This window comes from Pseudoxanthomonas daejeonensis (genome assembly GCF_022637495.1).
Taxonomy (GTDB): domain Bacteria; phylum Pseudomonadota; class Gammaproteobacteria; order Xanthomonadales; family Xanthomonadaceae; genus Pseudoxanthomonas; species Pseudoxanthomonas daejeonensis.
The window spans coordinates 1,144,785-1,169,987 of the sequence record NZ_CP093331.1; the positions used below are offsets into that span (position 1 = coordinate 1,144,785).

Annotated in this window: 21 protein-coding genes; 13 read left to right on the plus strand and 8 right to left on the minus strand. The window is 69.1% G+C overall.

Features of this window, described 5'->3' with window-relative positions:
- Positions 1–37: 37 nt before the first annotated feature.
- The 4 genes from MNQ95_RS05235 (at position 38) to MNQ95_RS05250 (ending at position 4,954) form a co-directional block, all read left to right on the plus strand.
- Positions 38–2,551, plus strand: a complete 2,514-nt coding sequence (locus MNQ95_RS05235; protein WP_241954013.1) for a DNA topoisomerase I — start codon at positions 38–40, stop codon at positions 2,549–2,551.
- Positions 2,552–2,612: 61 nt separating this feature from the next.
- Positions 2,613–3,176 (plus strand): L-threonylcarbamoyladenylate synthase type 1 TsaC, encoded by a 564-nt coding sequence (gene tsaC, locus MNQ95_RS05240; RefSeq protein ID WP_241954014.1) that lies wholly within the window; start codon positions 2,613–2,615, stop codon positions 3,174–3,176.
- Between the two features lie 130 nt (positions 3,177–3,306).
- Entirely contained in the window at positions 3,307–4,035 is a 729-nt protein-coding gene (locus tag MNQ95_RS05245) for a DUF4124 domain-containing protein (RefSeq protein WP_241954015.1), read from the plus strand.
- Positions 4,036–4,039: 4 nt separating this feature from the next.
- Positions 4,040–4,954, plus strand: coding sequence for a DUF4124 domain-containing protein (locus MNQ95_RS05250; protein WP_162407974.1), 915 nt, complete (start codon positions 4,040–4,042; stop codon positions 4,952–4,954).
- A 195-nt stretch (positions 4,955–5,149) separates the two neighbouring features.
- On the opposite strand, the gene MNQ95_RS05255 is transcribed toward MNQ95_RS05250, so the two are convergent.
- Positions 5,150–5,956, minus strand: coding sequence for a sulfite exporter TauE/SafE family protein (locus MNQ95_RS05255; protein ID WP_241954016.1), 807 nt, complete (start codon positions 5,954–5,956; stop codon positions 5,150–5,152).
- A gap of 94 nt (positions 5,957–6,050) precedes the next feature.
- On the opposite strand from MNQ95_RS05255, the gene MNQ95_RS05260 reads away from it, so the two are divergent.
- The 3 genes from MNQ95_RS05260 (at position 6,051) to MNQ95_RS05270 (ending at position 11,036) form a co-directional block, all read left to right on the plus strand.
- Entirely contained in the window at positions 6,051–8,033 is a 1,983-nt protein-coding gene (locus MNQ95_RS05260) for a transglycosylase SLT domain-containing protein (protein ID WP_162407975.1), read from the plus strand.
- Positions 8,034–8,064: 31 nt separating this feature from the next.
- Positions 8,065–9,318, plus strand: coding sequence for a multifunctional CCA addition/repair protein (locus tag MNQ95_RS05265; RefSeq protein ID WP_162407976.1), 1,254 nt, complete (start codon positions 8,065–8,067; stop codon positions 9,316–9,318).
- Between the two features lie 107 nt (positions 9,319–9,425).
- On the plus strand, positions 9,426–11,036 hold the full coding sequence (locus MNQ95_RS05270) for a glycoside hydrolase family 43 protein (protein WP_241954017.1): 1,611 nt from the start codon (positions 9,426–9,428) through the stop codon (positions 11,034–11,036).
- Between the two features lie 81 nt (positions 11,037–11,117).
- Here the strand turns inward: MNQ95_RS05270 and MNQ95_RS05275 are convergent, their stop codons facing one another.
- Together MNQ95_RS05275 and MNQ95_RS05280 are read right to left on the minus strand one after the other, a co-directional pair.
- Entirely contained in the window at positions 11,118–11,510 is a 393-nt protein-coding gene (locus MNQ95_RS05275; RefSeq protein WP_241954018.1) for a DUF1801 domain-containing protein, read from the minus strand.
- 94 nt (positions 11,511–11,604) lie between these two features.
- Entirely contained in the window at positions 11,605–11,937 is a 333-nt protein-coding gene (locus MNQ95_RS05280; RefSeq protein WP_338423334.1) for a hypothetical protein, read from the minus strand.
- A gap of 297 nt (positions 11,938–12,234) precedes the next feature.
- Between MNQ95_RS05280 and MNQ95_RS05285 the strand changes: the two genes are divergently transcribed.
- The 4 genes from MNQ95_RS05285 to MNQ95_RS05300 are packed head-to-tail and all read left to right on the plus strand — an operon-like array spanning position 12,235 to position 14,891.
- Positions 12,235–12,660 carry a YciI family protein gene (locus MNQ95_RS05285; RefSeq protein ID WP_162407978.1) on the plus strand — a complete coding sequence of 142 codons (426 nt, stop codon included), beginning with the start codon at positions 12,235–12,237 and terminating at the stop codon, positions 12,658–12,660.
- 25 nt (positions 12,661–12,685) lie between these two features.
- Entirely contained in the window at positions 12,686–13,120 is a 435-nt protein-coding gene (locus MNQ95_RS05290; protein ID WP_241954019.1) for a VOC family protein, read from the plus strand.
- Positions 13,121–13,156: 36 nt separating this feature from the next.
- Complete coding sequence (locus MNQ95_RS05295; protein WP_241954020.1) at positions 13,157–13,567, plus strand: VOC family protein; 411 nt, start codon at positions 13,157–13,159, stop codon at positions 13,565–13,567.
- 49 nt (positions 13,568–13,616) lie between these two features.
- Positions 13,617–14,891 carry an RNA polymerase sigma factor gene (locus tag MNQ95_RS05300; protein ID WP_162407981.1) on the plus strand — a complete coding sequence of 425 codons (1,275 nt, stop codon included), beginning with the start codon at positions 13,617–13,619 and terminating at the stop codon, positions 14,889–14,891.
- Between the two features lie 126 nt (positions 14,892–15,017).
- Here the strand turns inward: MNQ95_RS05300 and MNQ95_RS05305 are convergent, their stop codons facing one another.
- From MNQ95_RS05305 to MNQ95_RS05325, 5 genes are read right to left on the minus strand one after another with little or no spacing between them, the layout of a single operon-like run.
- The gene (locus MNQ95_RS05305; RefSeq protein WP_425605710.1) at positions 15,018–16,130 is read right to left on the minus strand and encodes an acyltransferase family protein; all 1,113 of its coding nucleotides are present in this window, start codon (positions 16,128–16,130) and stop codon (positions 15,018–15,020) included.
- A complete protein-coding gene (gene nagA, locus MNQ95_RS05310; RefSeq protein ID WP_241954021.1) occupies positions 16,120–17,274 on the minus strand; it encodes an N-acetylglucosamine-6-phosphate deacetylase in 1,155 nt (384 codons plus the stop codon). Before nagA ends, MNQ95_RS05305 begins: the two co-directional genes overlap by 11 nt.
- Positions 17,274–18,341 carry an SIS domain-containing protein gene (locus tag MNQ95_RS05315; protein ID WP_425501281.1) on the minus strand — a complete coding sequence of 356 codons (1,068 nt, stop codon included), beginning with the start codon at positions 18,339–18,341 and terminating at the stop codon, positions 17,274–17,276. Before MNQ95_RS05315 ends, nagA begins: the two co-directional genes overlap by 1 nt.
- Entirely contained in the window at positions 18,338–19,411 is a 1,074-nt protein-coding gene (locus MNQ95_RS05320; protein WP_162407984.1) for a LacI family DNA-binding transcriptional regulator, read from the minus strand. The genes MNQ95_RS05315 and MNQ95_RS05320 overlap by 4 nt, the downstream gene beginning before the upstream one ends.
- 46 nt (positions 19,412–19,457) lie before the next feature.
- Complete coding sequence (locus MNQ95_RS05325; RefSeq protein ID WP_162407985.1) at positions 19,458–20,744, minus strand: sugar MFS transporter; 1,287 nt, start codon at positions 20,742–20,744, stop codon at positions 19,458–19,460.
- 396 nt (positions 20,745–21,140) lie between these two features.
- Between MNQ95_RS05325 and MNQ95_RS05330 the strand changes: the two genes are divergently transcribed.
- Both MNQ95_RS05330 and MNQ95_RS05335 read left to right on the plus strand, forming a co-directional pair.
- Positions 21,141–22,178: a glucokinase family protein gene (locus tag MNQ95_RS05330; protein ID WP_241954022.1), complete on the plus strand. Its 1,038-nt coding sequence runs from the start codon at positions 21,141–21,143 to the stop codon at positions 22,176–22,178.
- A gap of 127 nt (positions 22,179–22,305) precedes the next feature.
- Positions 22,306–25,125, plus strand: a complete 2,820-nt coding sequence (locus MNQ95_RS05335) for a TonB-dependent receptor (RefSeq protein WP_241954023.1) — start codon at positions 22,306–22,308, stop codon at positions 25,123–25,125.
- Positions 25,126–25,203 lie beyond the last annotated feature (78 nt).

Consider the following 25,203-nt stretch of genomic DNA (forward strand, 5'->3'; position numbering starts at 1 on the left):
GTCCCGGAAGGACCGCCGCCGCACCCAGACTATTGCCATGCCCAAGCATCTCCTCATCGTCGAATCGCCCGCCAAGGCCAAGACGATCAACAAATATCTCGGCAAGGACTTCACCGTCCTGGCCTCCTATGGGCACGTGCGCGACCTGGTGCCCAAGGAGGGAGCGGTCGATCCCGAGCGCGGCTTCGCCATGCGCTACGACCTGATCGAGAAGAACGAGAAGCACGTCGAGGCGATCGCCAGGGCGGCAAAGGCGGCCGACGACATCTGGCTGGCGACCGACCCGGACCGCGAAGGCGAGGCGATCAGCTGGCACATCGCCGAGATCCTCAAGGAACGCGGCCTGCTCGGCAACAAGCCGCTGCACCGGGTGGTGTTCACCGAGATCACCCCGCGTGCGATCAAGGAGGCGATGACCCAGCCGCGCGCGATCGCCGTGGACCTGGTCGATGCACAGCAGGCGCGCAGGGCGCTCGACTACCTGGTCGGCTTCAACCTCTCGCCGGTGCTGTGGCGCAAGGTGCAGCCGGGCCTGTCGGCCGGCCGCGTGCAGTCGCCCGCGCTGCGGATGATCGTCGAACGCGAGGAGGAGATCGAAGCGTTCCGGGCGCGCGAGTACTGGAGCATCGGTGCCGAGCTGGCCCACGCCTCGCAGCCGTTCACCGCCAAGCTCATCAAGCTCGACGGGCAGAAGTTCGAACAGTTCACCATCACCGATGGCGACACCGCCGAAGCGGCGCGCCTGCGCCTGCAGCAGGCAGCCGCCGGTGCGCTGCATGTCACCGACGTGGCCAGCAAGGAGCGCAAGCGCCGCCCGGCGCCGCCGTTCACCACCTCGACCCTGCAGCAGGAAGCATCGCGCAAGCTCGGCTTCACCACGCGCAAGACCATGCAGGTCGCGCAGAAGCTGTATGAAGGCGTGGCCCTGGGCGACGAAGGCACGGTCGGCCTGATCAGCTACATGCGTACCGACTCGGTGAGCCTGTCGCAGGAAGCCCTGGCCGAGATCCGGGACGTGATCGCGCGCGACTACGGCACCGCTTCGGTACCCGACAAGCCCAACGTCTACCAGACCAAGTCCAAGAACGCGCAGGAAGCGCACGAGGCCGTGCGCCCGACCGCCGCGTTGCGCACGCCTTCGCAGGTGGCGCGCTTCCTCACCGACGACGAGCGCAAGCTCTACGAACTGGTGTGGAAGCGCGCGGTCGCCAGCCAGATGGTGCCGGCCACGCTCAACACCGTCTCGGTCGACCTGGCCGCCGGCAGCGAGCACGTGTTCCGCGCCAGCGGCACCACGGTGGTGTTCGCCGGCTTCCTGGCGGTGTACGAGGAAGGCAAGGACAGCAAGGCCGCCGAGGACGAGGACGAAGGCCGCAAGCTGCCGGCGATGAAGACCGGCGACCGCGTGCCGCTGGATCGCATCCACGCCGACCAGCACTTCACCCAGCCGCCGCCGCGCTTCACCGAAGCGGCGCTGGTCAAGGCGCTGGAGGAATACGGGATCGGCCGGCCGTCCACCTACGCCTCGATCATCCAGACCCTGCTGTTCCGCAAGTACACCGAGATGGAAGGCCGCGCGTTCAAACCCACCGACGTGGGTCGCGCGGTCAGCAAGTTCCTGTCCGTTCATTTCACCCGCTACGTGGACTACGACTTCACCGCGAACCTGGAAGACGAGCTCGATGCCGTCTCCCGCGGAGAGGAACAGTGGGTGCCGTTGATGGCGAAGTTCTGGGCCCCGTTCAAGGAACTGGTCGAGGACAAGAAGGAATCGCTGGACCGCACCGACGCCGGCAGCTCGCGCGCGTTGGGCACCGATCCGAAGAGCGGCAAGGAAGTCAGCGCGCGCATCGGCCGCTTCGGGCCGATGGTGCAGATCGGTACGGTCGAGGACGAGGAAAAGCCCAAGTTCGCTTCGCTGCAGCCGGGCCAGAGCATCTATTCGATCTCGCTCGACGATGCCCTGAAGCTGTTCGACATGCCGCGCAACCTCGGCGAGAACAACGGCGAGCAGGTCAGCGTCGGCATCGGCCGCTTCGGCCCCTTCGCCAAGCGTGGCAGCGTCTATGCCTCGCTCAAGAAGGAAGACGACCCGTTCAAGATCGACCTTGCCCGCGCGGTGTTCCTGATCGAGGAGAAGGAAGAGATCGCGCGCAACCGGATCATCAAGGAATTCCCGGGCAGCGAGATCCAGGTGCTCAACGGCCGCTTCGGTCCGTACCTGAGCGACGGCAAGCTCAACGGCAAGATCCCCAAGGACCGCGAACCCGCCTCGCTGACCCTGGCGGAAGTGCAGAAGCTGATGGAGGAGACCGGCAAGCCGGCCCGCCGCGGCTTCGGCGCCAAGAAGACGGCTGCTAAGAAGATCGTCGCGAAGAAGGCCCTTGCCAAGGAAGCCGCTGCGCCGAAGAAGGCCGCGACGAAGAAGGCACCGGCGAAAAAGACCGCGAAGAAGGCGGCGAAGAAGAAGCCCGCTAGTAAGGCCGCAATGAAGAAGGCGCCGCCGAAGAAAGCGGCGCGGTCGGCCGCGGACGACGCCCCCCCGTTCTGAGAACCCGGTCACCCCGGACCTTCATCCCGCGCCATCAATCGCGCGACTAACATCGCCCGCCATGGCCCGCACCCTCGCCATCGACGAAGCCTCCGCGCTGCTCCAGCGCGGAGGCGTGCTCGCCTACCCGACCGAGGCGGTTTGGGGGCTGGGCTGCGATCCGGACAACGAGGCCGCCGTCCTGCGCCTGCTGGAACTCAAGCAGCGCCCGGTCGAGAAGGGCCTGATCCTGGTCACCGCGCACCTGGATCCGCTGCGCCGCTGGCTCGACCTTCCCGCGCTGCCGGCCGAACGCCTGGCGCGCGTGCTGGCCAGCTGGCCCGGGCCGCACACATGGGTGATGCCGGCCGCCGCCGACGCGCCGGCATGGATCACCGGTGGGCGCGACAGCATCGCGGTGCGGATCAGCGACCACCCGGTCGTCATTGCCCTGTGCGAGGCGTTCGGGGGCGCGCTCGTTTCCACCAGCGCCAACCGCGGCGGTGAACCCCCGGCGCGCAGCCGATCCGAACTGGATCCGGTGCTGGACGAGGCCATCGACGGGATCGTCGCCGGCGATACCGGGGAGCTGGCGCAACCCACGCCGATCCGCGTCGCCCTCGACGGCAGCCTCCTGCGATCCTGATTGCAAGCTGGCATCCACGCGCGTGGCGCTAGGATGGCGACATGTACTGCCTTCCGCTCCGGCGCACCTGCATCGCCCTCGCCGTAGCGACTGCTCCGGCGCAACGCGGCGGCAATCCGACGGACTGACCATGCGCGGCCACGCGACACTCCTGCTCCTGCCGCTTTTTGCCATCCTGCCGGCCCCGCCTGCTGGCGCGCAGCAGGCGGCCACGGGCGGCGTGACCATCTATCGCTGCGTCGACAGCGGCGGCCAGCTGGTCGCGCTGCGCGATTCGCCCTGCCGCGACGGCGAACGCCAGGAAACGGTGCAGATGCAGCGCCCGCAGGATCCGCCGGCGCGGGCCGCTTCCACCGCTACGCCGGTAGCGGCCAGCGCACCGGTCGCGCCCGATCGCGAAGTCCGCATCATCACCGTGGCAGAGCCGGCACCGGTGTACGAGTGCACCGCACCGGACGGCACGACCTACACCAGCGCCTCCGGCGAAGGCCAGTCGCGCTGGGTGCCGTTGTGGACGATGGGCTACCCGGTGGGACCGGGGCCACGGCCACGGCCGCGACCGCCGCAGCCCGGCCTGCCGCCGGTCAGGCCCGCCGGTCCCGCTCCGGTTGCCGCCGGTGCGGGCCGGCCTCACGGCGGCGGGCACAGGCCATCGCCCGGGGTGATCGTGCCCGGCGGCACCTGGGTGCGTGACTCGTGCGTGCGCCTGTCGCGGGAGGAGGTGTGCGGAGCGCTCTCGGACCGGCGCTACGAGATCCTGCGCGTCTACCATGCCGGCATGCCGAGCGAACGTGCGGCGCTGGATCGCGAACAGCGCGAAATCGATGCACGCATGGCCAACGAATGCAGGACGCCCTGAACGCATGTTCCGCCTGAACCGACGCTTCTTTTTCCGCCCGATGCACGTATCGCTGGTACTCCTGCTGTGCACCCTTGCGGGTACGGCCGCCGCACAAGGCACCACGATCTACCGCTGCACCGACGCAGCCGGCGAACTCACCGTGCAGAACCGGCCCTGCCCGGCGGGCAGCACCCAGCGCCAACAACAGGTGCAGGGCGTCTCCAGTGCGCCGGCCGGCGCCACGCCCACGGCGGCTCCCCTACCGGCTCCAGCCGCCATGCCGCCCCCGGCTCCCGTGCCGGCTGCGACGGCGCAGGTGCTGACGGACGCCGCGCCCACGGCGCTCCAGACGATCTACCGCTGCACTGACGCCGCCGGCAACCTGACCGTGCAGAACCTGCCCTGTCCTTCCGGAACGACCCAGCGCCAGCAGCAGGTTCAGGGCGTGTCGAACACACCGGCGCGCGCACCGACCGCATCCCCGACGCCCCCTGCCCCGGCGACCACCGACAGCGGTGGATTCGTCAGCACGTCCACCGGTCCCGAGCCGCGCATCCTCGACAGTGCCAACCTGCCACGGACCCCGCCGCCGCAAGCACCCGAACCCGACCCCGGGCGTCTGCCGCCTCCGCCGCTGTTCCGCTGCACCACCTACGACAACGACGCCTATCTGAGCGAAGAACAGGAGCAGCCGCCGCGCTGCCTGGCGTTGCGTACCGTCGGCCTGGACGGCAATCCGGCCGGTGGCGCCGGCAGGGCCTGCGAAGTGGTACGCGACCGGTGCGCGCGCGTCCCCGATGGCTCGGCCTGCGAAGCGTGGCATCGCTATGCACGCGAAGCCGAATCACGCTTCCGCTTCGCCCACCCGGACAACGTCGAACGACGTCGCATCGAATACGAGCGCCTGGCGAAGATCGTCGGCGAAAGCTGCGGTTGAGCGGCAGCATCCTGCCCGGACACCCGGCGCCTTCGCGAGCCCGCCTCCGCTGATCCCTGCAAAATCCCGTCGCAGCCCCACCCTTGCAGGAGCGGGTGCGACCGCGATCCCGATTCCCCTACCCCGGGCGTCACGCCCCCTGTGGTGTGCCGCGCGAGCCGGAACCACGTGTCGCCGGTGGCACGTCGCGTCGACTCAGCCCGACCAGGGCACGCTCAGTCCGACTGCCAGCAGGAACAGCGCGAATATCCGCCGCAATGCCTCGCCGCTGAGCCGGTGTGCCAGCCGCGTGCCCCAGGGCGCGGCCACGACCGAAGCCACTGCCACGCCCACGGCAGCGGGCAGGTAGACGTACCCCCACCCGTGCGCAGGCAGCGCGCCGGCCGGTGCATGCATCGCGTAGCCCAGCGCGCTGGACAGTCCGATCGCCACGCCGCAAGCGCTCGAGGTGCCGACGGCGCGCACTGGCCTGACCCCGCGCCAGACCAGGAGCGGCACGGTCATGCTGCCGCCACCGATCCCGACCACCGCCGACAACGCGCCGATGCCGCCACCGGCCACGCTCATCGGCCAGCCGCGCGGAGCCTGCACTTCGCTGCCATCGCCCGGGGCGCGGGTGCGCCCGAAGCCGATCTGCCACGCCGCCACCAGGCAATAGACCGCGACGATCCAGCGCAGCGCACCATCATCCAGCGCCACGGCAACGCCACTGCCCAGCCAGCCTCCCAGCAGCAGGCCCGGCACCATCCACGCGACCGTGGGCCATAGCACGCTGCCGCGCCGGGCATGCGCACGCGCGGACGAGGCGGCGGTGAGCACGATGCTGGCGAGGGAGCTGGCCAGCGCGGCGTGCATCGCCGCCTCCGGCGGCACGCCGAACAGCGGCAACAGCCAGGCCAGTGCCGCGACCAGCACCAGGCCGCCGCCGATCCCGAGCAGGCCGGCGAGGACGCCGGCCACCAGGCCCAGCAGCGGGAACAGCAGGAATATCAGCGGTGACAAGATGACGCCTCCGGTGCGGGCCCCGTCGTGACGCGGAACGGCGCGAAGGCCGCATTGTCACGGCCATTCAGGCGCGTTGGGTATATTCGAGCGCATGTCGCCGCCCGCCACCACCCTTTCGCTCCAATACCTCCACCGTTCCGCACTGGCACTGCTGCTGGCCGTGCCCTCGCTCGCCCTCGCCCAGGCCTCCGCTTCCGGGGCGGACAACGATGCGGCGATGAAGGCCGCCATTGGCGCCGCGCAGCGCGGCCAGCTGGCGGCAGGACAGGCCGAATCCCTGCGCAACGATCCGCGCCGGCCGTGGCTGGAATACGCCCAGCTGTCGCGCAACCTCGACACGGCCGATGCCGCGCAGGTCCGTGCCTTCCTGCAACGATACGACGGCCAGGCATCCGCCAACGCGCTGCGCCCGCTGTGGCTGGCCTCGCTTTCGCGGCGCCAGCAGTGGAACGATTTCCTCGCAGACTGGCGCCCCAGTGACGATGCCGCGCTGCGCTGCGCGCGGCTCAACGCGCAGCAGGCGCTCGGTCGCACCGAAGCGGACTGGAACAGCGACGCGCAGGCCCTGTGGCGAAGCGGCAAGTCGCTGCCCGATGCCTGCGACACGACCTTCGCCACCCTGGCCGCGCGTGGCGGCCTGGACGATGCACTGCGCTGGGAACGCTTCGACCTGGCCGTGGCCGAGGGCGATCCGGGCGTGATGCGCAGCGCGGCGCGCGGCCTTGCGGCCGATGCGCTCGCGCTGGCCCAGGACTATGCCGCCTTCGTGCAGGCCCCGCATGCACGCGCCGCGCAATGGCCGCGCGACGCGCGCAGCCGGCAGGTCGCCGCCGCCGGCCTTGCGAAGCTGGCCAGGAACGACCCCGATGGCGCCGAGCGCCAGCTTGCGCAGCTGGCGCCGGTACTGGGCATGGATGAAGCGCAGCGTGGCCAGGTGCAGTACCAGGTCGCGCTGTGGACCGTGGCCTCTTACCTGCCCGATTCGGCGCGGCGGCTGGCCGCGGTGCCCGAACCGGCCTATGACGAACGCCTGCACGAGTGGCGCGCGCGCGAAGCGATGGCCCGCAGCGACTGGAAGGCCGCGCTCGACGCGATCCGCAGGATGCCGACGAAGCAACGCGAGGACTCGCGCTGGCGCTGGTTCGAAGGCCGCATGCTGGAAAAGACCGGTCGCGGCGCCGAAGCACAGGCGCTGTTCCGCAGCGCGGCCGCTTCGCCGACCTTCCATGGATTCCTCGCCGCCGACCGGCTCAAGTTGCCCTATGCCTTGTGCCCGTGGGACCCGGCCGACCCGCCGGCGCTGCGCAAGGAGGTCGCGCGCGATCCTGCACTGGTCCGTGCGCTGGCGCTGCAGCGGATCGACCAGCCGGGCTGGGCGGTGCGCGAGTGGAACGATGCGCTGACCCGCTTCGACGACGCCCGCCGCCGCACGGCGGTAGCGCTGGCGCAGGAACAAGGCTGGTTCGACCGCGCGGTGTTCTCGCTGGGCAAGCAGCCCGACGAGCAGCGCCTGTACAAGCTGCGCTTCCCGCTGCACCACGACGCCGACATCCGCGCGGCCGCCAGGCGCAACGACCTGGATCCGGCCTGGATCGCCGCCGAGATCCGCGCCGAGAGCACTTTCAATCCCAATGCGCGCTCGCCGGCCAACGCGCGCGGCCTGATGCAGTTGCTGCCGGGCACCGCCGCCGGCGTGGCCCAGCGCACCGGGCTGCCGTATGCCGGCGCCGAAAGCCTGTACGACTCGTCCACCAACATCGCCCTGGGCAGCGCCTACCTGCGCGAGATGGAGGACAAGTACGGCCAGACCTACCAGGCCATCGCCGCCTACAACGCCGGGCCGACGCCAACTGCACGCTGGCTGTCGCAGCGGCCCTCGCACGATCCGGACCTGTGGATCGAGACGATCAGCTACAAGGAAACCCGCGACTACGTGGCCCGCGTGCTGGCCTTCAGCGCGATCTACGACTGGCTGCTCAACAAGGACGCGCTCCCGGTCAGCGAACGCCTGCTCGGCCACAACGCGGGCGCGCGCAAGCGCTTCGCCTGCCCGACTCCGGCATTGGCGATCTGAGCCGGAGGGGCCGCACGCTACGATGGGCGCCATGGATACCTATCTTGTCGGCGGCGCGGTACGCGATGAACTGCTGGGACTGGCGCCCGGGGACCGCGACTGGGTCGTGGTCGGCGCCACGCCGCAACGGATGCTCGATGCCGGCTTCAAGCCGGTAGGCAGCGACTTCCCGGTGTTCCTGCACCCGCGCACCGGCGAGGAACACGCGTTGGCCCGGACCGAGCGCAAGAGCGGGCGTGGCCATCGTGGATTCGTGGTCGACGCCGATCCGGCGGTGACCCTGGAAGAAGACCTGCAACGCCGCGACTTCACCATCAACGCGATCGCCCGCGACGCGCAGGGCGACCTGGTCGATCCCTATGGCGGCGTGGACGACATCGATGCGCGCGTGCTGCGCCATGTGGGGCCTGCCTTCGCCGAGGATCCGCTGCGCGTGCTGCGTGCGGGCCGCTTCATGGCCCGCTTCGCACCGCTGGGTTTCACCGTCGCGCCGGAAACCCTGTTGCTGATGCGGCAGATGGTCGCCAGCGGCGAACTCGATGCGCTGGTGCCCGAGCGCGTCTGGCAGGAACTGCGCAAGGCGCTGGCCGCGCCGCAGCCCTCGGCGTTCCTCGCCACGATGCATGCCTGCGGCGCGCTGGCGGCGATCCTGCCCGAGGTCGATGCGCTGTACGGCGTGCCGCAGCGCGCGGAGTACCACCCCGAAATCGACACCGGCGTGCACCAGCAGATGGTCAGCGACATGGCCGCGCGCCTGGCTCCCGGCGATGACCTGGCCGGCTTCGCCGCGCTCACCCACGACCTGGGCAAGGCACTGACGCCGGGCGACGTCTTGCCCAAGCACATCGGCCACGAACATGCCGGCCTCAAGCCACTGGCCGCGCTGTGCGAACGGCTGAAGGTGCCGCTCGAACACCGCCGCCTGGCCGAAGCGGTGTGCCGCGAACACCTCAACGTCCACCGCCTGGCCGAACTGCGCGATGCGACCGTGCTCGAACTGCTCGAGCGCTGCGATGCCCTCCGCCGGCCCGAACGCGTGGCGCGTATCGCGCTGACCTGCGAGGCCGACGCGCGTGGCCGCCTCGGCAGCGAGGATGCCGACTACCCGCAGGGCCCCGAGTTGCGCCGGGTGCACGCGGCCGCGCTGGCGGTGAACGCGCGCGATCTGGACGGCGGCGGAGGCCTCAGTGGGCCGCAGGTCGGGGAAGCCGTGCGCCGTGCGCGCGTGGCCGCGATCGGACAGGCCCGCACGCTGCGCCGGTCGCAGGAATCCGGCGGCGCCTGACGTCGCGGCCCACCGGCTTTCGCCTGCAGGTACCCTTGCGTTGCGCGGGCATTGCCGCGATGCCAGGGAAGTAGTTCGTGCACGACGCCAATGCTCCCCTTCCCACCGTGCTGCGACCGCTCCTGCTTGCGCTGGCGCTGGCATGCCCGCCGGCAACGGCCGCCGAGCCGCCGCCTCGCGATTACGCCAACCCCATCCTGTTCGCCGACTACTCCGATCCCGACGTGATCCGGGTCGGCGACGACTACATCATGGTCGCCTCGACCTTCCACTTCTCGCCGGGCCTGCCGGTGCTGACATCGAAGGATCTCGTGCACTGGACCATCGCCGGCCATGCCCTGCCGCGGCTGCCGTTCGGACCCGCCTACGACCTGCCCGGCCCGCTCGACTTCGACGACAGCTCCGCGCGCGCGCGCCTGGACCCGGCGATGGGCCACCGCTACAGCGCCGGCGTGTGGGCACCGTCGATCCGCCACCACGACGGCCGCTTCTTCATCTTCTTCGCCACGCCGACCGACGGCATCTTCATGGTTTCCGCGGAGAAACCCCAGGGCCCGTGGAGTTCGCCGGTCGCGCTGGTCGCGCAGGCCGGTTTCGAGGATCCATCCCCGCTGTGGGACGACGACGGCAGCGCCTGGCTGGTCCACTCGAAGGTCGGCGCCGGTCCGCTGATCCTGCGGCGGATGACGCCCGATGGCACCCGCGTGCTCGACGCCGGTACCGTGATCGTCGAAGACCCGGTGAACCTGCCGGTCCTGGAAGGCCCCAAGCTGCTCAAGCGCAATGGCTGGTACTACATCTTCGCGCCCTACGGTGGCGTGGAGAAAGGCCCGCAGGCGGTGCTGCGCGCGCGCGACATCCGCGGTCCCTACGAATGGCGCACCGTGCTCGCCCAGGGCGATACCGATGTGCAGGCGCCGCACCAGGGCGGTTACGTGGAGACGCCGTCGGGCGAAGGCTGGTTTGCCCACTTCAACAGCACCGGCGCCTACGGGCGCATCGTCCACCTGCAACCGGTGCGGTGGATCGACGACTGGCCGCTGATCGGCGAGCCCGTCTCCGCCACCACCGGCCAGCCGGTCGCCACGCATCGCATGCCCGACGTCGGCCGCGTGCATCCGACCATGCATCCGCAGACCTCCGACACGTTCGACGCCACCACCCTCGGCCCGCAGTGGGAGTGGAACCACAACCCGGTCGATACGCACTGGAGCCTGGCCGCACGCAGGGGCTACCTGCGCCTGACGGCGATGTACGCGCCCGGCTTCCTGGCCGCGCGCAACACGCTCACCCAGGTCCACCACGGCAGCGCCTCGCGTACCACCGTGCGGATGGACGTATCGGCGCTGCAGGACGGCGAACGCGCCGGGCTGGCGATGCTGCAGGTGCAGCCGAACTGGATCGGGGTGGCGCGGCAAGACGGCGTACGTCACCTGGTGTTCGCTTCGGCCGGCGTGGAAACCCGCGGCCCGCGCGTGGACGGCACCACCGTACAGCTGCGCCAGCACGTCGCCGACCAGGGCGTGCGCTACGAATACAGCCTCGACGACGGCCGCAGCTTCGTCGCGCTCGGCGAGGCCAGGCCCATGCGCTTCAGCTGGTGGAAGGGCGCGCGGCCGGCGCTTTTCAACTGGTCGACCGTGGACAACTCGACCACGCGCGGGCACGTGGACATCGACCGGGTGCAGGTGGAGACGCTGGCACCGATACGGCGCTGAACCGGCGACCGGATCCGTCGTGACAGCCCCCCGCACCGGCGATGCGTGGAAGCGATGCCGGGCGGCCAGACGGACTCCGGACTAGGGCAGCCGCTCCAGTCGTCCCTTGCGGCGGACGATGTTCTTGTAGTCCCACTGGATCGTCCGCGACTTGCCGACCCAGCGCTGCAGGTCGGCGATGTCGATCTCCGACACCTCGTTGTAGAACACCGAGGCGTCCTTGAACTTCTTGCCGACGACGGCCAGCCCGGCCTCGTCGAAGTCGGCGCCGCTCCAGAACATCAGGCGAATGCCCGGCTTCTGCAGGCTGTAGCCGGCGATCGGATTGCCGTCCAGGAACCACACCGGATGCGCGTGCCAGATCCTGTTTTCGGCACCCGGCAGGTGGGCGTCGATCTCATGGGCGAGCAACTCGCAGACCGCGCGATGGGCCGGCTTCTGGCATGCGTTGTAGGCCTGGATCTCGGGGTGCATGGCATCACTCCAACGACAGGGCGGTGACGGAAATGGAGATGGATGGATTCGCGCACTGCAGCAGCGTCCGGTCCGGGCGCCATCTCCGACCGCCTCAGGGACCGGCCTTGATCGCGTAAGCCGCGGCACCGAGTCCGGCGACCAGCACGACCAGGACCACGAAGCCGAAACGCAGGCGCAGCGGAATCGGAATGCGACCGAGCTCGCGTTCGGTCAGGCGGGTGTCAAGGAGCCAGCCGTGACTGCATTGCGTGCAGGCCAGCTGGTAGCGCTTGTCGTAGACGAACCCGAAGAGCAGGTCGAACTCGCCGAACTTGTACCTGAGCTGCGGCTCGAACGGCCTGACCTCGTCGCAGCGTGGGCAATGGTGGTCCTCGTGCGGGCCGATGGCCAACACCCGCTCTCCCTGGCCGACCATGAACATCATGCTTGCATCCTCTCCGACACGTGCATGCCTGGAACCGGGTTCCGTTCCGGTGGATCGAAGGCCAGCAGGACTGCTGCCCCGCGAAGCCCGACCGCCGCTGCCCGACTGGACGGGGACTGTCGCACGCCGCGGTCTACCCGGCTACAAGCCGGTCACGGATTGGGCCGCCCGAACTCCTGGACGCGATCCGCTGCGGCCCGTGTCGATTCCGGCGCCGGCCGGCCGTCGTACCCCGAAGCCCGCGTGGACGGCCGCACGCCGCCTGGCAGGGCGTTACCCACTGACGAGGACACGGACATGCGCGTGATGGTGATAGTGAAGGCCTCGCCCGGCTCCGAGGCCGGCACGATGCCGGACGAACGACTGCTGGCCGACATGGGCCGGTTCAACGAGGAGCTGGTCAGGGCCGGAGTGATGCTGGCCGGCGAAGGCCTGCATCCGACCTCGCGCGGCGTGCGCGTCCAGTTCTCCGGCAGCGGGCGCACGGTGGTCGATGGCCCGTTCGCCGAGACCAAGGAGCTGGTCGCCGGATTCTGGCTGTGGCAGGTGCGCTCGATGGACGAGGCCATCGAATGGGTCAAGCGCTGCCCGAACCCGCACATGGAAGACAGCGAGATCGAAATCCGGCCGGTGTTCGAGGAAGACGACTTCGGCGCCGAGTTCACCCCCGAGCTGCGAGAGCAGGAACGCCGCCTGCGCGACGAGATCGCCGCGCGCAATTGAGTGCCCACTCCTGGAGGACATGCACATGCAACTGAACACCTACCTGAGCTTCGGCGGCGACTGCCGCCAGGCGCTGGAGTCGTACGCGGAACTGCTGGGCGGCACGGTCATGGGGATGATGACCTTCGGCGAGATGCCACCGCAGGAAGGCTGCGGCGAAATGCCGGCTTCGGTGAAGGACCGGATCATGCACGGCTGCGTCGAGATCGGCGGGCACCTGCTGATGGGCACCGATGCCACGCCGGACCATCCCTACCGGGGGATCACCGGTTCCTACATCACGTTCCAGACCGCGGATGTCGCCGAGTCGGAGCGGGTGTTCGCCGCGCTGTCCCGGGACGCGCGGCGGATCGAGATGCCGCTGCAGCAGACGTTCTGGGCCAAGCGTTACGGCAGCCTGGTGGACCGCCATGGGGTGCCGTGGATGGTCAACTGCTCCGATCCCTGCCCCGAGGGCTGAACCCCATCTCCCGCCACGCGCAACGGAAACCCGCCCATGCCCCGCAAGCTCTTCGTCAACCTGCCGGTGAAGGACCTCGATCGTTCGGTCGCGTTCTTCACCGCGCTGGGCTTCAGTTTCAACCCCCAATTCACCGATGCGAACGCCACCTGCATGATCGTCTCCGACGACAGCTTCGTGATGCTGCTGGTGGAGCCGTTCTTCCAGGGCTTCACCGCCAAGCCGCTCGGCGACGCCCGCCAGCAGACCGAAGTACTGCTGGCGTTCTCGCTGGAAAGCCGCGAGGAGGTGGACGAACTGGTCGGCAAGGCGGTGGCCGCGGGCGCGACCATCACCCAGCCGGCGCGCGACCACGGATTCATGTACCAGCAGAGCTTCGCCGACCTCGACGGCCACCAGTGGGAGCCCTTCTTCATGGACCCGGACGCGGTGCCGCCTTCGACATGATGGAGCGGGCACTTGTCCGGCTCGCGCGGCGATGGTGTGATCGCCACGCATGAGCGACCACCGGCCCCACCACGATATCCATCGCACCATCGACGCCGTCTGGCGGATGGAGTCGGCGCGCGTCATCGCCGGGCTGGTGCGCATGGTCCGCGACGTCGGCCTGGCCGAGGAACTGGCGCAGGACGCACTGGTCGCGGCGCTGGAGAAATGGCCAGAGAGCGGCGTGCCGGACAACCCGGCCGCGTGGCTGACCACCACCGCGCGCAATCGTGCGATCGACCGCCTGCGCCACCTCAAGCTGCGCGACCAGAAGCATGTGGAGATCGCCTACGAGCTGGAGCAGTGGCAGGCCGAAGTCGACCAGCACAACGGGGAGCTGCTCGATGATCCGGTCGGCGACGACCTGCTGCGGCTGATGTTCATCAGCTGCCACCCGGTGCTGCCGCCGGAATCGCGCGTTGCGTTGACCCTGCGGCTGCTTGGCGGCCTGGAGACGGGAGAGATCGCACGCGCATTCCTCGCCGCCGAAGCCACCGTGGCCCAGCGCATCGTCCGCGCCAAGCGCACGCTGGCCGAGGCGAACGTGCCGTTCGAGATCCCGCGCCGCGAGGAGCTGCCCGAGCGCCTGTCGGCCGTGCTCGGGGTGATCTACCTGGTCTTCAACGAAGGCTATGCGGCCAGCAGCGGCGACCACTGGATCCGCCCGGGGCTGTGCGAGGAAGCGCTGCGCCTGGGACGCGTGCTGGCCGGACTGATGCCGGACGAATCGGAAGTGCTGGGACTGGTCGCGCTGATGGAAATCCAGGCCTCGCGCCTGCACGCACGCATCGGCGCGGATGGCGAACCGGTGCTGCTGCTGGACCAGGACCGCTCGCGCTGGGACCGGCTGCTGGTCGGCCGCGGCCTGGCCGCGCTGGAGCGCGCGCAAAGACTGGGCGGTGCACTTGGGCCCTATGCATTGCAGGCAGCGATCGCGGCCTGCCACGCGCGCGCGGTCACCGCCGCCGATACCGACTGGGTGCGCATCGTCGCCTTGTACGATGCTCTCGCGCAGCTTTCGCCATCGCCCGTGGTCGAACTCAACCGCGCGGTGGCAGTCTCGATGGCGTTCGGCCCCGAGGCCGCGCTTGGGCGCGTGGACGCACTGCGTGACGAACCAAAGCTGGCGAGCTACCACCTGTTGCCGAGCGTACGTGGCGACCTGCTGTTCCGCCTCGGCCGCCTCGGCGAGGCACGCGGCGAATTCGAGCGTGCCGCGGCGATGACCGGCAACACCCGCGAACGCGACCTGCTCCTGGCGCGGGCGGCGGAATGCCAGCCCTGACATCCCTGCCTTGCAGGAGCGGGCACGACCGCGACACCCAGGCCGTCGAAAGCGGCCGGAACATCGCCCGTACCGACGCGCCGGCTTCGCGACAAGAAGCCGGTCCCGCCAAGACTGTCCCCGGAATCAGACCTTGATATGCCAGCCGCGCCGGTCCATCGCACGCACGACCAGCCACCAGAACCCGACGAACGCCAGCGCGAACGCGAGTGACGGCAGGTAGGGACCGAAGCGCGGCGTCATCCAGCCTGCGAATCCGATCCGGTAGACAGGCTCCCACCAGCCCAACGCCGCGAACAGGTACACCATCACCGCCGAACCCGCGTAGGCGGCGATCGCATTGACGCCGAAGCTGCGACCCAGCGCCGGCCAGCGCCGCCGATTGACCAGCACATGGGCCGCGGCCAGCGCGAGCATCGCCCAGCCCCCGCTCCACAGCACATAGGACGACGTCCACAGGTTCTTGTTCCATGGCAGCAGCTGCGCCCAGAGCAGGCCCAGCAGCAGCGCGGCAACGCCACCGATGCAGAGCGCGCGCGGCCGGCCGTGCCGCAGCCAGTCACCTGCACGCAGGCCCAGCAATGTGGTCGCCAAGGCCCCGAGCGTGCTCGGCAGGCCTTCGGGATCGTGACCCCGCCCCGTCATCGGATCGAACTGGTACAGCCACGGCCCCAGCAATGCGGTATCGACGCGACTGGCAAGGTTGACCCACGGCTCCAGGCTGCCACCCCAGGCCAGCAGCACCCACCAGCCCAGCAACAGCGCACCGGTCAGCAGCCACTGCGCGCGTGGCCGCAGCCACAACGCCACCGCGCCGGCGGCGAGGAAGCACAGGCCGATCCGCTGCAGCACGCCCCAGGGCCTGAAATGCGGCATTTCCATCCACCACCACGCCAGCACGTGCAGCAGCAGGCCGAGGCCGATGATGCGCAACGCACGCACGGTGACCGAGCGCATCAATGCGCCGCGATCGGCTCCGGCTTCCATGCGCGGCACCACGCCCAGTGCGATCGAGACACCGACGATGAACAGGAAGAACGGGAACACCAGGTCGGTCGGCGTGCAGCCGTGCCATTCGGCGTGCAGCAGCGGTGCGTACACATGACCCCAGTCGCCGGGATTGTTCACCAGCAGCATCGCCGCCACGGTCAGCCCGCGCAGCGCATCGACCGAAGCGAAGCGCGGCGCGCGCGGGCTGGCGGTCACGCCCGCCACGCCGGGAATGCGGTCACGCGACATCCTCGCGCGCGCCGGCGATCCAGGTCGAGCGCACCTGCAGCGCGTCGTCCAGCAGGACCAGGTCGGCCTGGAAGCCGGGCGCGATGCGTCCATGGCGCCGGCCCAGGCCGAGGAATTCGGCCGGGTAGGTCGCGGCCATGCGCGCGGCCTCGTCCAGTGGCAACCCCAGCAGCTGTACGCAGTTGCGCACGGCGGTCGCCATGTCCAGCGCCGAGCCCGCCAGCGCGCCGGCGGCGTTGCGCACGACGCCATCCACGGCGGTGATCACTTCGCCATACAGCGCGAAGGCCGGATCGTCCGAACCCACCATCGGCATCGCATCGGTGACCAGGAAGATCTTGCCGGGCGGCTTGGCCGCCAGGGCCACCCGCAGGCTGGCCGGATGCACGTGCACGCCGTCGACGATGACGCCGCACCAGCTGTCGCGATCTTCCAGCGCGGCACCGACCGCGCCGGGCTCGCGCCCCTGCAGCGGCGTCATCGCGTTGTACAGGTGGGTGAAGCCGCGCAGGCCCGCATCCAGTCCTGCGCGCGTCTGCTCGTAAGTGGCGGCGGTGTGGCCGGCGACGACGATGGCGCCACGGGCGACCATCATCCGGATCGTGTCCAGCGGCACCTGCTCCGGCGCCAGGGTGATCAGGGTGACGCCGTTGTCCAGCGAGGTCGCCATTGTCGCTTCGACGGCATCCGGTACGCGGAACTTCGCCGCATCGTGGGTGCCCTTGCGTGCCGGCGCGATGTACGGGCCTTCCAGGTGCACGCCGAGCACGCCGGGCACGCCCGCCGTGATCGCGTCGCGGGTCGCGTCGACCGCACGCGCCATGACCGCGGCATCGTCGCTGATCAGGGTCGGCAGGAAACCGGTGGTGCCGAACCTGCGGTGCGCGCGCCCGATCGCGGCGATCGCTTCGACACGCGTGTCGTTGTTGAACAGCACGCCACCGCCGCCGTTGACCTGCGCATCGATGAAGCCGGGCAGCAGCCAGCCGCCCTCGAGGTCGTGCACTTCATCGGCCCGCGCGCGCGCCTGTCCCGCTGGAACCAGTGCGGCGATGCCACCGGCGGCGTCGAGCAGCACCGCAAGGTGGTCGGAGAAGCCGTCTTCGACCAGGACCTTCGCGTTGACCAGCGCGCGCAGCGCCATCAGACCGTCTCCGTGACCTTGTTGAGGTGCGGCGGCAGGTCGGGATTGTGGCCGCGCCGCAGCGCCAGCGCGTTGATCGCGCGATAGAAGCTCTGCACGGTGAGCAGCGGAGCCAGCGCGGGATGCGCGGCCTGCGCCAGTGGCAACTGGACGCTGGAAGGCGCCGTGGACGACGCCCCCCGTGCCGAGGCCACCCAGACCTCCGCACCGCGCGCGTGGAACTCGTCGGCCACGGCGAGCGCGCCGGCGCCGGTTTCATCCGGCTGCGCGAACACCAGCACCGGGAATCCGGCCCCGACCAGTGCCATAGGCCCATGCTTGACCTCGGCCGAGCTGTAGGCCTCGGCATGCAGGCCGCAGGTTTCCTTGAACTTCAGTGCCGCTTCCTGGGCCGCGCCCAGGCCCAGGCCACGGCCGAGCACGAACAGGTTGCGTGCATCGACCAGCCCGTCGGTAAGCGTCGACCAGTCCTGGTTCCATGCTTCGCCCAGCGACTGCGGCAGGGTATCCAGTGCGGCAAGCAGTCCGGGCTCGTCCTTCCAGTGCGCGACCAGCTGGGCGATGGCCGCCAGCGAAGCCAGGTAGCTCTTGGTCGCGGCGACGCTCTTCTCCGGGCCGGCGCCCAGCGGTATCACCGTGTCGGCCAGTTGCGCCAGCGGCGAGTCCTCGACGTTGACCAGCGCCACCACGCGTGCGCCTGCGGCCTTGGCGGCTTCGGCGTTGCGCAGCAGGTCAGGGCTCTTGCCCGACTGCGAGATGGCGATGAACAACGCACCTTCCAGTCGCAGCGGCGCGGCGTACACCGAGCCGATCGACGGCGACAGCGACGCGGTGACGATCCCCAGCTGGGTTTCGATCAGGTACTTGGCGTAAGTGGCGGCATGATCGGAGCTGCCGCGCGCGCAGGTGGCCACGAATGGTGGTGGCGATGCCCGCAGTTGCGATGCCAGCGCGGCGACGGTTTCTCGGTTGCGCGCGAACTGCCCGGCGACCAGGGCCGCGGTTTCCGCTGCCTCGTTGAACATCAGGGTCTGGTGTGCTGCGGGCAGCGCGATCGGCATGTTCATGCTTCTGAGGAAGGGGTCGGAGGTCGCGGGCGCGCCTGCAGCGGCGCCGGCGCGGTGGAGCCGCGGACCACCAGCTGCGGCACGAAGCCCTGGTTGGTCACGGCCAGCGGGTGGTCGTCGTAGGCGTCCTGGCGCAGGCTGCCGATCAGCAGGCGCGCCGCGTGCCGGGCAATGTCCTCGGTGGCCTGCTTGGCGGTGGTCAGCGCGGGCCACGACTGGCGCGAGAACGGGCTGTCCTCGAATCCGGCGATGGACAGGTCGTAGGGCACGTTCAACCCCACCGATTTCGCCGCGGCCAGCACGCCGGCGGCGATCTCGTCGTTGCTGCCGAAGATCGCGGTCGGCGGCTCGCGCAGCGCGAGCAGGCGACGCGCACCGCGGAACCCGTCGTCGAAGGTGTAGTCGCCCGGGACCACCAGGTGCTTGTCCAGGACGATGCCGTAGTCCTTGAGCGCCGCTTCGTAGCCGGCGTAGCGCTCGCCGGAGGAGTGGTGCTGCGCCCCGCCCCAGAGGAAACCGATGCGCTGGTGGCCGAGCTGGATCAGGTGCTCGGTGACTTCGTACGCGGCGTCGCGGTCGTCGATGTAGACGCAGGGACCGTCGCCGGGATCCTCGGTGGCGGCGATGATCCGCACCACGCGGATGCCCTTCGCGACCAGCGCGGCGACCAGGTCCGGCCGCTCGGACATCGGCGCGGTCAGCACCAGCCCGGCCAGGCGCGAGCGCTGCACCAGCTCGGCCAGTTCCTCGGCCAGCAGTGGCGAGGTGGAATCGCAGGGCTGGATCTGCAGGCCGAATCCGGTCTCGCGACAGGCGGCGAGTACGCCGTTCTGCACGCCGATGATGTGGTACGCGTTGGGGTTGTCGTACACCAGGCCGATCACGAACGGCGTGCCGCTGCGCAGGTTGCGCGCCGTGGCGTCGGGCTCGTAGTCGAGGTCGGCGATGGCGGCCAGCACGCGCGAGCGCGTGGCCTGCATCACCGACGGTTCGTTGTTGATTACCCGCGACACCGTCTTGAGCGAGACTTTCGCCCGCTCGGCGACGTCCTTGATGGTCGGCCTGCGCATGCCTTCAGCTGCCTTTTGAATCGATCCGCCGTCCATGATGCGGCAATCAGCGCGCCGCCGGCAGTCCGGCACGGTGGCCGCGCAGGGCGTAGTAGAGGATGTACAGGTAGCAGGGAACCATCAGCCCGGCGAAGACCCACTGGAAGTCGGCGTGCTGCTTCAGCACGGCGAACGCCTGCGGAATGATCGCGCCACCGGCGATACCCATGATCAGCAATGCCGAACCGATTTCGGTGAAGCGGCCCAGGCCGCGGATCGCCAGCGGGAAGATCGCCGGCCACATCATCGCGTTGGCGAAGCCCAGCGCGGCGACGAAGCCCACCGATACGTAGCCCTGGGTCAACAGCGCGCCCAGCGAAAGCAGTACGCCCAGCACCGCCGACACGCTGAGCCAGCGCTCCTGCGAGACGAAGCGCGGGATCAACGCCAGGCCGGCCAGGTACCCCAGCAGCATCGCGGCCAGGGTGAAGGAGGTGAAGAACTTGGTCTGGTCCAGCGGCAGGCCGAAGGCGTGGCCGTAGGTGCCGATCGCATCACCGGCCATCACTTCCACGCCGACGTAGACGAACAGGCACAGCACGCCCAGCCACAGGTGCGGGAACTGGAAGATGCTGGTGCGCCCGCGGGCACCACCGGCAGCCGGCGTCGCATTGGCCTCCGCCGGGCTGATTTCCGGCAGCGGCGAGAACAGCACCGCAACGGCCAGCAGCAACAGGATCCCGGCCATGACCAGGTACGGCGTGTGGATCTTGGCGGCGAACTCGTTGAGCAGCTGGGCCTTGGTCGCCGCGTCGGCCACCTCGACCTGGCCGGCCAGGTCGCCGATGCCGTGCAGCACCAGCGAACCGATCAGGATCGGCGCGAGGATGCCGGCGATCTTGTTGCAGATGCCCATCAGCGCGATGCGCCGGGCCGCGCTCTCGATCGGGCCCAGGATGGAAATGTAGGGATTGACCGCGGTCTGCAGCAGCGCCAGGCCACCGCCGATCACGAACAGGCCGCCCAGCGCACCGCCGAACCAGCGCCGCGTGGCGAACTCGCCGAACATCATCGCGCCGACCGCCATCACCGCCAGGCTCAGCGCCAGGCCCTTCTTCATGCCGGTGCCCTTGAGGATCCACGACGAAGGCAGCGCGAGGAAGAAGTAGGAAAGGTAGAACACCATCAGCACCAGGAACGCCGAGATCTCGCTGACGTCGAAGGCGAGCTTGACGAAGGTGATCAGCGGCCCGTTGATCCAGGTGAAGAACCCGATGATGAAAAACAGGCCGCCCACGATCGCGATGGACGTGGCCAGGCCGGTGCGCGCGGGCGCGGTGGTGGTAGCGGACATGGATTGCGGTGCCTCCCCGGCAGGTGGTCGTTTCGCCCCGGGCGCCGTCGCCGGCGCAGGTCAGGAGCGGGAACAACGTTGTCACATTCTTTCCGCCGGCGCGCCCTCCTTGTCAACCGCGTGTCGCCTTCCTTGACCACGGGACGTGCTGCTTCGCAGCATGGATTCGCACTGGGCATTAAAGATGAATACGTCGTATGTGCCTGATTTAGCACCATGAATGTACTCAATAGGAGATGACAGCGCTGACGAAATGACGATTTTGGTGCGAGACGACACAAGCCCCAAGCAATTTGTCGTGATGTGTTGACATCGTTGTCAGACCACTTCCACACTCCGTCGCATTCGTGCCACCGGCCAGGGAAATCCGGCGCACGCCAGCTACGGGGAATCCGCGTGCCAGCAGCCGCAAATGCAACACCCCTGCCGGGCCGACTGTCGCAGCCGTTCATCGCGGCCGACGTCGGCGGCACCCATGTCCGCATCGGCCTGGTCCAGGCCGGTGGCGAAGCCGGTGCGCCCCTCCAGGTGCTCGCCTACAGCAAGTTCCGTTGCGCCGACTACGCGGGACTGGCCGACATCCTGCACGACTTCATCGCCAGCCTTCCCGGCGCCCGCGGGGCAACGGTGCGCGTGGCGGTGATCGCCAGCGCCGGCTATCCACTGGCCGACGGCACGGTGATCACGGCCAACCTCCCCTGGCGCCTGTCGCCCGTGGAGATCCGCGACAGCCTGGGCCTGGACGCGGTGCACCTGGCCAACGATTTCGAAGCCGTGGCCCACGCCGTGGCCCACCTGGGTGCCAACGAAGTGCTGCAGCTCGCCGGCCCCGAACGCACCGCGTCCGGTCCACTGCTCGTGCTCGGCCCCGGTACCGGCCTGGGCGCGGCGGTGTGGATCCCGACCGCCACGCGTCCGGTGGTGCTGGCCACGGAAGCCGGCCAGGCCGCGCTTGCGGTCGGGACCGAGCTGGAGATGTCGCTGTTGCGGCAGATGCTCGGCCAGCGCAGCCACGTCCCGGTCGAGCACGCGCTGTCCGGCCCGGGCCTGATGAACCTCTACAACGCGCTGTGCGCATTGCGCGGGGTGACTCCGGTCTTCGCGCGGCCCGGCGAAGTGACCGCCGCCGCCCTGGACGGCAGCGACGCGCTCGCGCGCGAAAGCCTGGAAGTGTTCTGCGGCCTGCTCGGCAGCACCGTGGGCGACATGGCGCTGCTGTACGGCGTGCAGGGCGTCTACCTGGCCGGCGGAATCCTGCCGCACATCCGCGAGTTCCTGGTCCGCAGCGACTTCGTCGCCCGGTTCCTCAACAAGGGGCCGATGCGCGAGGCGCTTGAGCGGGTGTCGGTAAGGCTGGTCGAGCACGGGCAGCTGGGCGTCATCGGCGCCGCCAGCTGGTACCTGGGCTCCGGTTTTTCAGAAGAAGTGCGGTGACGGCGTCAGAACGAGCCGGGGGAAGTGCCACGGGTCAGACATCGATCGCTCCACGCCGTTGCACCTGAAGCAGTCGTCGCCGGAGGTGGGTCTCCGGTGGAACTCAAACAATGATGGGAGAGACATCATGAAGCACCGCAAGTCCGTACTTTCCGCCGCCGTCGCCACCTGTCTTGGCTTCGCCGTGCAGGTCCATGCGCAGGAAGCCGCCACGCCGGCCACCCCTGCCGCACCGGCCACCGACCAGGCCAGTGCAACCGAACTCGACGGCATCGTCGTCGTCGGCATCCGCGGCAGCCTCAAGCAGGCGCTCGACGCCAAGCGCGACGCCGACAACATCGTCGACGTGATCACCGCCGAGGACGTGGGCAAGTTCCCGGCGACCAACGTCGCCGAAGCGATCACGATCATCCCGGGCGTGACCATCGACCGGGCCTTCGGCCAGGGCGAGAAGGTCTCGATCCTGGGCACCGACCCGGCGTTGAACCGCACCCTGCTCAACGGCCAGACCGTGGCGTCGGCCGACTGGTTCATCACCGACCAGCCGGGCCGTACCTTCAACTACTCCCTGCTGGCGCCGCAGATCGTCGGTCGCGTCGAGGTGTTCAAGTCCCCGGAAGCCCACATCGACGAAGGTTCGATCGGCGGCACCGTCAACATCGTCACCCGCAAGCCGCTGGACCTGAGCAAGACCACCGTCTCCGGGCAGATCGGCTACCTGTACAACGACCGCGTCGAGAGCGGCGACCCGCAGGTCTCGGTCCTGCTGGGCTGGAAGAACGACGCCGACAACTTCGGCGTCATCGTCGCCGCGCAGCGTGCCGACGAAACCATCCGCCGCGACGGCATCGAGTCCTACGGCACCGTGACCGGCCGCGACTATGCCTACGGCGCCGGCGGTGGTGGTTCGATCTTCAACCTGCCCGCCGACTGGTCCCAGGCGCCGGTGAACGGCGTGCAGCCCACGCTTCCGGCCTCGTGCGTGGGGGCATGCGCCACGACCCTGCTCGCCAACCAGGATGCCGTCGGCCCGAACTCGATCAGCGCGCACTACTTCGAACAGGAGCGCAACCGCGACACGATCTCGGTGGCCCTGCAGTTCAAGCCGGTCGAGCAGCTGGACATCGAGTTCAACGCGCTCAACGTCAAGGCCGACTTCGACAACATGAGCCACTCCATGTTCGCCTTCCAGGGCAACGCGTGGAACGGCCTGATGAAGATGACCGACCTGACCGTCGATGGCGGCGTGATCACCAAGGCCACGTTCGACAACGCGCTGGTCGTGTACGACCTGATCAACCGCGAGGCCACCGTCGATACCGATTCCTACGACCTGAAGGCGACCTGGAACGACGAGCGCTGGTTCGCCTCGACCCACCTGGGCAGCTCCAAGGCCACCGGCGGCACCGGCCGCCAGGTCTACGGCGAGTTCCTGAACTGGTCCGACTACAGCTACGACATCAGCGGCAACCGCAGCCTGACCTTCCACGGCGCCAACCCGTTCCTGGATCCGAATGCATTCCAGATCGACGGCGGCTGGGGCGCGGACCCGAGCAGCGCCGCCACCTGGAACCCGGGCTGGGGCGGCAACATCGTGTTCAAGCCGACCTGGGACGAGGAGAAGTACGGCCAGGTCGACTTCGGCCTGCGCCTGGATTCGCCGGTCTACCAGGTCCGCTTCGGCTTCAAGCGCCGCGAGCACGAGACCGGGCAGCGGATGGGCGGCGTTTCGCTGGCCACCGTCGCCGGCTACGGCAACGCGCTGGCGTCGGAGTTCAGCCCGCGCCCGCTGCCGGACAACTACCTCAGCGGCTTCAGCAACGTCGGCGACCTCAACGAGCGCTTCACCATCGACGGCTGGGCGCTGGCCGACTGGATCCTCAGCGGCGACTGGCTGGCTCCGTGGCAGACGATGCCGGAACCGAGCACGTTCAACGACCCGTCGTTCGCGGCCAACACCTGGACCATCACCGAGGACATCAACGCGTTCTACGTGCAGGGTGACTTCAGCTGGAACAGCTTCCGCGGCAACTTCGGCGTGCGCTACGTGGAAACCGAGTCCGACAGCATGGGCTGGGCGTGCACGGTCAACGTGAGCCCCTGCCCGGCGACCGCCTATGCGCCGACCAGCGTCAAGAAGAAGTACGACAACCTGCTGCCCAACGTGAACGTCGCCTACGAGGCCACCGACGACGTGGTGCTGCGCTTCTCGGCGGCCCAGGTGATGTCGCGCCCGAACTACGGCGACATGTCCAGCTACCTGTGGCTGGGCGACCAGACCCTGACCGGCGGCGGCGGCAACCCGGACCTGGATCCGTACCAGTCCACCAACTGGGACTTCTCGGCCGAGTGGTACTTCAGCGAGAACTCGATCCTGGCCGGCACGCTGTTCTACAAGGACGTGTCCGACTACGTCCTGGTCACCACCCAGGAAGAGACCCACTTCAACCAGAACCAGGGTCGCGACACGATCTATGACGTCTCGCGCCCGAACAACGCCGGCGACGCCAGCATCCAGGGCTTCTCGGCCGCGTTCCAGCAGTCGTTCGACAACGGCCTGGGCCTGCTGGCCAACTACACCTACGCCAATGCCGAGGCCGACAACGGCGACCCGCTGCCGTACAACTCGAAGAACCAGATCAACGTCAGCCCGTTCTTCGAGAACGACGACTGGAGCGCGCGCGTCACCTACTCCTGGCGCTCGAAGTACTACACGCAGGTCGATCGCGGCAACTTCCTGGTCACCGACGACTACGACTCGCTGGACGCGAACCTCACGTACAAGATCAACGACTTCCTGAGCGTGAGCGTCGACGGCATGAACCTGCTCGATTCCAACTACTACACGTACGCGGAAGTCGACGGGATCGCCAACACCGAGAAGCTGGTCCGCGGCGATTACCGCACCGGCCGCCGCTACATGGCGACCCTGCGCGTGCAGTTCTGATCGAAGCAACATGACGGCAGCGCAGGCTGACCGTTACGGGCGGGCCTGGAGAAATCCGGGCCCGTTCCGTTTTTCGGG

What these genes read in the sequence shown, in the direction of transcription:
- MNQ95_RS05235 (WP_241954013.1), top strand. Translation starts at nt 38, where the DNA reads ATGCCCAAGCATCTCCTCATCGTCGAATCGCCCGCCAAGGCCAAGACG.
- tsaC (WP_241954014.1), top strand. Translation starts at nt 2,613, where the DNA reads ATGGCCCGCACCCTCGCCATCGACGAAGCCTCCGCGCTGCTCCAGCGC.
- MNQ95_RS05245 (WP_241954015.1), top strand. Translation starts at nt 3,307, where the DNA reads ATGCGCGGCCACGCGACACTCCTGCTCCTGCCGCTTTTTGCCATCCTG.
- MNQ95_RS05250 (WP_162407974.1), top strand. Translation starts at nt 4,040, where the DNA reads ATGTTCCGCCTGAACCGACGCTTCTTTTTCCGCCCGATGCACGTATCG.
- MNQ95_RS05260 (WP_162407975.1), top strand. Translation starts at nt 6,051, where the DNA reads ATGTCGCCGCCCGCCACCACCCTTTCGCTCCAATACCTCCACCGTTCC.
- MNQ95_RS05265 (WP_162407976.1), top strand. Translation starts at nt 8,065, where the DNA reads ATGGATACCTATCTTGTCGGCGGCGCGGTACGCGATGAACTGCTGGGA.
- MNQ95_RS05275 (WP_241954018.1), bottom strand. Translation starts at nt 11,510, where the DNA reads ATGCACCCCGAGATCCAGGCCTACAACGCATGCCAGAAGCCGGCCCAT.
- MNQ95_RS05280 (WP_338423334.1), bottom strand. Translation starts at nt 11,937, where the DNA reads ATGATGTTCATGGTCGGCCAGGGAGAGCGGGTGTTGGCCATCGGCCCG.
- MNQ95_RS05285 (WP_162407978.1), top strand. Translation starts at nt 12,235, where the DNA reads ATGCGCGTGATGGTGATAGTGAAGGCCTCGCCCGGCTCCGAGGCCGGC.
- MNQ95_RS05290 (WP_241954019.1), top strand. Translation starts at nt 12,686, where the DNA reads ATGCAACTGAACACCTACCTGAGCTTCGGCGGCGACTGCCGCCAGGCG.
- MNQ95_RS05295 (WP_241954020.1), top strand. Translation starts at nt 13,157, where the DNA reads ATGCCCCGCAAGCTCTTCGTCAACCTGCCGGTGAAGGACCTCGATCGT.
- MNQ95_RS05300 (WP_162407981.1), top strand. Translation starts at nt 13,617, where the DNA reads ATGAGCGACCACCGGCCCCACCACGATATCCATCGCACCATCGACGCC.
- MNQ95_RS05305 (WP_425605710.1), bottom strand. Translation starts at nt 16,130, where the DNA reads ATGTCGCGTGACCGCATTCCCGGCGTGGCGGGCGTGACCGCCAGCCCG.
- nagA (WP_241954021.1), bottom strand. Translation starts at nt 17,274, where the DNA reads ATGGCGCTGCGCGCGCTGGTCAACGCGAAGGTCCTGGTCGAAGACGGC.
- MNQ95_RS05315 (WP_425501281.1), bottom strand. Translation starts at nt 18,341, where the DNA reads ATGAACATGCCGATCGCGCTGCCCGCAGCACACCAGACCCTGATGTTC.
- MNQ95_RS05320 (WP_162407984.1), bottom strand. Translation starts at nt 19,411, where the DNA reads ATGCGCAGGCCGACCATCAAGGACGTCGCCGAGCGGGCGAAAGTCTCG.
- MNQ95_RS05325 (WP_162407985.1), bottom strand. Translation starts at nt 20,744, where the DNA reads ATGTCCGCTACCACCACCGCGCCCGCGCGCACCGGCCTGGCCACGTCC.
- MNQ95_RS05335 (WP_241954023.1), top strand. Translation starts at nt 22,306, where the DNA reads ATGAAGCACCGCAAGTCCGTACTTTCCGCCGCCGTCGCCACCTGTCTT.